Origin of the sequence: Comamonas sp. CAH-2 (genome assembly GCF_009668305.1) — a bacterium.
Taxonomy (GTDB): Bacteria; Pseudomonadota; Gammaproteobacteria; order Burkholderiales; family Burkholderiaceae_C; genus Comamonas; species Comamonas aquatica.
Genome location: NZ_VSWF01000068.1, coordinates 1 through 5,454 on the forward strand (window position 1 = coordinate 1; position 5,454 = coordinate 5,454).

The window sequence follows — 5,454 nt, forward strand, 5'->3', positions numbered from 1 at the left end:
GATTCAGGTTTGCATCTTTAAAAAGATACAGCCGATAAGCGTGGGCGTTTGAAGGCGAATTGCCAAGTTCTTTAGAACTAAAAACAAACGCTCATGGAAATAGAGAAGTGAAGTTCACTTCAATTCCGTTTTTATGAGTGAGTCGCAAGACTTTAAATTCAAGATCGAACTGTAGAGTTTGATCCTGGCTCAGATTGAACGCTGGCGGCATGCCTTACACATGCAAGTCGAACGGTAACAGGTCTTCGGATGCTGACGAGTGGCGAACGGGTGAGTAATACATCGGAACGTGCCTAGTAGTGGGGGATAACTACTCGAAAGAGTGGCTAATACCGCATGAGATCTACGGATGAAAGCAGGGGATCGCAAGACCTTGTGCTACTAGAGCGGCCGATGGCAGATTAGGTAGTTGGTGGGATAAAAGCTTACCAAGCCGACGATCTGTAGCTGGTCTGAGAGGACGATCAGCCACACTGGGACTGAGACACGGCCCAGACTCCTACGGGAGGCAGCAGTGGGGAATTTTGGACAATGGGCGCAAGCCTGATCCAGCAATGCCGCGTGCAGGATGAAGGCCTTCGGGTTGTAAACTGCTTTTGTACGGAACGAAAAGCCCTGGGTTAATACCCTGGGGTCATGACGGTACCGTAAGAATAAGCACCGGCTAACTACGTGCCAGCAGCCGCGGTAATACGTAGGGTGCGAGCGTTAATCGGAATTACTGGGCGTAAAGCGTGCGCAGGCGGTTTTGTAAGACAGAGGTGAAATCCCCGGGCTCAACCTGGGAACTGCCTTTGTGACTGCAAGGCTAGAGTACGGCAGAGGGGGATGGAATTCCGCGTGTAGCAGTGAAATGCGTAGATATGCGGAGGAACACCGATGGCGAAGGCAATCCCCTGGGCCTGTACTGACGCTCATGCACGAAAGCGTGGGGAGCAAACAGGATTAGATACCCTGGTAGTCCACGCCCTAAACGATGTCAACTGGTTGTTGGGTCTTAACTGACTCAGTAACGAAGCTAACGCGTGAAGTTGACCGCCTGGGGAGTACGGCCGCAAGGTTGAAACTCAAAGGAATTGACGGGGACCCGCACAAGCGGTGGATGATGTGGTTTAATTCGATGCAACGCGAAAAACCTTACCCACCTTTGACATGTACGGAATCCTTTAGAGATAGAGGAGTGCTCGAAAGAGAGCCGTAACACAGGTGCTGCATGGCTGTCGTCAGCTCGTGTCGTGAGATGTTGGGTTAAGTCCCGCAACGAGCGCAACCCTTGCCATTAGTTGCTACGAAAGGGCACTCTAATGGGACTGCCGGTGACAAACCGGAGGAAGGTGGGGATGACGTCAAGTCCTCATGGCCCTTATAGGTGGGGCTACACACGTCATACAATGGCTGGTACAAAGGGTTGCCAACCCGCGAGGGGGAGCTAATCCCATAAAGCCAGTCGTAGTCCGGATCGCAGTCTGCAACTCGACTGCGTGAAGTCGGAATCGCTAGTAATCGTGGATCAGAATGTCACGGTGAATACGTTCCCGGGTCTTGTACACACCGCCCGTCACACCATGGGAGCGGGTCTCGCCAGAAGTAGGTAGCCTAACCGCAAGGAGGGCGCTTACCACGGCGGGGTTCGTGACTGGGGTGAAGTCGTAACAAGGTAGCCGTATCGGAAGGTGCGGCTGGATCACCTCCTTTCTGGAAAATGAAGCAGTTCAAGTTTGAACGCCCACACTTATCGGTTGTTGGATGGCAACTGTTGGAGCGCAAGTTCTGATGGATTGGGTCTGTAGCTCAGCTGGTTAGAGCACTGTGTTGATAACGCAGGGGTCGTTGGTTCGAGCCCAACTAGACCCACCAAACTTCCAATGCGAAAAACCCGATGGGGGATTAGCTCAGCTGGGAGAGCACCTGCTTTGCAAGCAGGGGGTCGTCGGTTCGATCCCGTCATCCTCCACCAAGGATTGGTTAGAAAATGATAGCGCCGAATGGTGCTATAATCGTTGGCTCACCTCAATACAAAAGCAGTCTTGCAAAGACTGCTTTTGTATTGATCGATCCGATCAATAGGCTGTTCTTTAAAAATTCATAGAGTCGAAATCAGCGTTGCTGGCGGAAAGCATGAAACATTGCACCGTGCCGCCAGCAACTATTTGATTGCGTCACACGAATTCAACTAATGAATTCGATGTAATGACGAATCATTCTCTAGGCTGCGTCTGAAAAGATGCAACCGAAGAATCATTCACATTACGGCATAACGCGTGAGGTGCAAGACCTCACCAGTCTTTGAACTCGAAATGGCGAGCTCTGGCAACAGAGATCAAAGTTATAGGGTCAAGTGACTAAGAGCATATGGTGGATGCCTTGGCGATTACAGGCGAAGAAAGACGTGATAGCCTGCGATAAGCTTCGGGGAGCTGGCAAATAAGCTTTGATCCGGAGATTTCTGAATGGGGAAACCCACCCGCAAGGGTATCGTTAGCTGAATACATAGGCTAACGAGGCGAACCTGGAGAACTGAAACATCTAAGTACCCAGAGGAAAAGACATCAACCGAGATTCCGATAGTAGTGGCGAGCGAATTCGGAGGAGCCTTCTAGTGATAGCACGACGGTTAACAAAACGGAATGGAAAGTCCGGCCATAGTAGGTGATAGCCCTGTATGTGAAAACTGACGTGTGGTACTGAGCTAGAGAAAAGTAGGGCGGGACACGTGTAATCCTGTCTGAATATGGGGGGACCATCCTCCAAGGCTAAATACTCGTAATCGACCGATAGTGAACCAGTACCGTGAGGGAAAGGCGAAAAGAACCCCGGGAGGGGAGTGAAATAGATCCTGAAACCGTATGCTTACAAAAAGTCGGAGCCTCGAAAGGGGTGACGGCGTACCTTTTGTATAATGGGTCAGCGACTTACATTCAGTGGCAAGCTTAACCGAATAGGGAAGGCGTAGAGAAATCGAGTCCGAATAGGGCGTTCAGTCGCTGGGTGTAGACCCGAAACCAAGTGATCTAACCATGGCCAGGATGAAGGTGCCGTAACAGGTACTGGAGGTCCGAACCGACTGATGTTGCAAAATCAGCGGATGAGCTGTGGTTAGGGGTGAAAGGCTAAACAAACTTGGAAATAGCTGGTTCTCTCCGAAAACTATTTAGGTAGTGCCTCAAGTATTACCTGCGGGGGTAGAGCACTGTTTTGGCTAGGGGGTCATGGCGACTTACCAAACCAAGGCAAACTCCGAATACCGCAGAGTACAGCTTGGGAGACAGAGCACCGGGTGCTAACGTCCGGACTCAAGAGGGAAACAACCCAGACCGCCAGCTAAGGTCCCTAAAATTGGCTAAGTGGGAAACGAAGTGGGAAGGCTAAAACAGTCAGGATGTTGGCTTAGAAGCAGCCATCATTTAAAGAAAGCGTAATAGCTCACTGATCGAGTCGTCCTGCGCGGAAGATGTAACGGGGCTAAGCCAGTTACCGAAGCTGCGGATGTGCAATTTATTGCACGTGGTAGGAGAGCGTTCTGTAAGCCTGTGAAGGTGTCTGGTAACGGATGCTGGAGGTATCAGAAGTGCGAATGCTGACATGAGTAGCGTTAAAGGGGGTGAAAAGCCCCCTCGCCGTAAGCGCAAGGTTTCCTACGCAACGTTCATCGGCGTAGGGTGAGTCGGCCCCTAAGGCGAGGCAGAGATGCGTAGCTGATGGGAAACAGGTCAATATTCCTGTACCGATCAATAGTGCGATGTGGGGACGGAGAAGGTTAGCTCAGCCAACTGTTGGAATAGTTGGTTCAAGCCTGTAGTCGTGCCTGGTAGGCAAATCCGCCGGGCTGAGATGAGGGGTGATAACGAGTGTGCTTGCACACGAAGTGAGTGATACCCTGCTTCCAGGAAAAGCCACTAAGCTTCAGCTATTGACGACCGTACCGCAAACCGACACTGGTGCGCGAGATGAGTATTCTAAGGCGCTTGAGAGAACTCAGGAGAAGGAACTCGGCAAATTGATACCGTAACTTCGGGAGAAGGTATGCCCCTAGTAGGTGAAGTTGAACAAACGGAGCTCAATGGGGTTGCAAAAAATCGGTGGCTGCGACTGTTTAATAAAAACACAGCACTCTGCAAACACGAAAGTGGACGTATAGGGTGTGACGCCTGCCCGGTGCTGGAAGATTAAATGATGGGGTGCAAGCTCTTGATTGAAGTCCCAGTAAACGGCGGCCGTAACTATAACGGTCCTAAGGTAGCGAAATTCCTTGTCGGGTAAGTTCCGACCTGCACGAATGGCGTAACGATGGCCACACTGTCTCCTCCTGAGACTCAGCGAAGTTGAAATGTTTGTGATGATGCAATCTCCCCGCGGAAAGACGGAAAGACCCCATGAACCTTTACTGTAGCTTTGTATTGGACTTTGAACGGATCTGTGTAGGATAGGTGGGAGGCTTTGAAGCCAGGACGCTAGTTCTGGTGGAGCCGACGTTGAAATACCACCCTGGTGCGTTTGAGGTTCTAACCTAGGTCCATTATCTGGATCGGGGACAGTGCATGGTAGGCAGTTTGACTGGGGCGGTCTCCTCCCAAAGCGTAACGGAGGAGTTCGAAGGTACGCTAGGTACGGTCGGACATCGTGCTAATAGTGCAATGGCATAAGCGTGCTTAACTGCGAGACTGACAAGTCGAGCAGATGCGAAAGCAGGACATAGTGATCCGGTGGTTCTGTATGGAAGGGCCATCGCTCAACGGATAAAAGGTACTCTGGGGATAACAGGCTGATACCGCCCAAGAGTTCATATCGACGGCGGTGTTTGGCACCTCGATGTCGGCTCATCTCATCCTGGGGCTGTAGTCGGTCCCAAGGGTATGGCTGTTCGCCATTTAAAGAGGTACGTGAGCTGGGTTTAAAACGTCGTGAGACAGTTTTGTCCCTATCTTCCGTGGGCGCTGCAGATTTGAGGAAGCCTGCTCCTAGTACGAGAGGACCGGAGTGGACACACCTCTGGTGTACCTGTTGTCACGCCAGTGGCATCGCAGGGTAGCTACGTGTGGAAGAGATAACCGCTGAAAGCATCTAAGCGGGAAACTCGTTTCAAGATAAGATCTGCCGGGGCCTTGAGCCCCCTGAAGGGTCGTTGTAGACCACGACGTTGATAGGCTGGGTGTGGAAGCGCAGTAATGCGTTAAGCTAACCAGTACTAATTGCCCGTGAGGCTTGACCCTATAACTTTGATACTGCTGTGCAGTGTTCAAAAGACTTTATGCCAATGTGCGCAATCGAATAAAAGCTGATTAGGCTCTATGAATTTGCAAGGTAGCGATAAGCTGCTTTGCTACAAGTTATGCCTGGTGACCATAGCAAGTTGGCCCCACTCCTTCCCATCCCGAACAGGACAGTGAAACGACTTTGCGCCGATGATAGTGCGGATTCCCGTGTGAAAGTAGGTCATCGCCAGGCTCTTACAGC

2 tRNA genes and 3 rRNA genes are annotated in these 5,454 nt (G+C 51.2%); all 5 read left to right on the plus strand.

What is annotated here, in order from left to right:
* Positions 1-166: 166 nt before the first annotated feature.
* The 5 genes from FYM52_RS18395 (at position 167) to rrf (ending at position 5,445) form a co-directional block, all read left to right on the plus strand.
* Positions 167-1,695, plus strand: a 16S ribosomal RNA gene (locus FYM52_RS18395).
* 85 nt (positions 1,696-1,780) lie between these two features.
* Positions 1,781-1,857 (plus strand) — tRNA-Ile (locus tag FYM52_RS18400).
* Between the two features lie 24 nt (positions 1,858-1,881).
* Positions 1,882-1,957: transfer RNA gene (locus tag FYM52_RS18405), tRNA-Ala, on the plus strand.
* A 375-nt stretch (positions 1,958-2,332) separates the two neighbouring features.
* Positions 2,333-5,210, plus strand: a 23S ribosomal RNA gene (locus FYM52_RS18410).
* Positions 5,211-5,332: 122 nt separating this feature from the next.
* Positions 5,333-5,445, plus strand: a 5S ribosomal RNA gene (gene rrf, locus FYM52_RS18415).
* The 16S, 23S and 5S rRNA genes sit together here with 2 tRNA genes alongside, the layout of an rRNA operon.
* Positions 5,446-5,454: the final 9 nt, after the last annotated feature.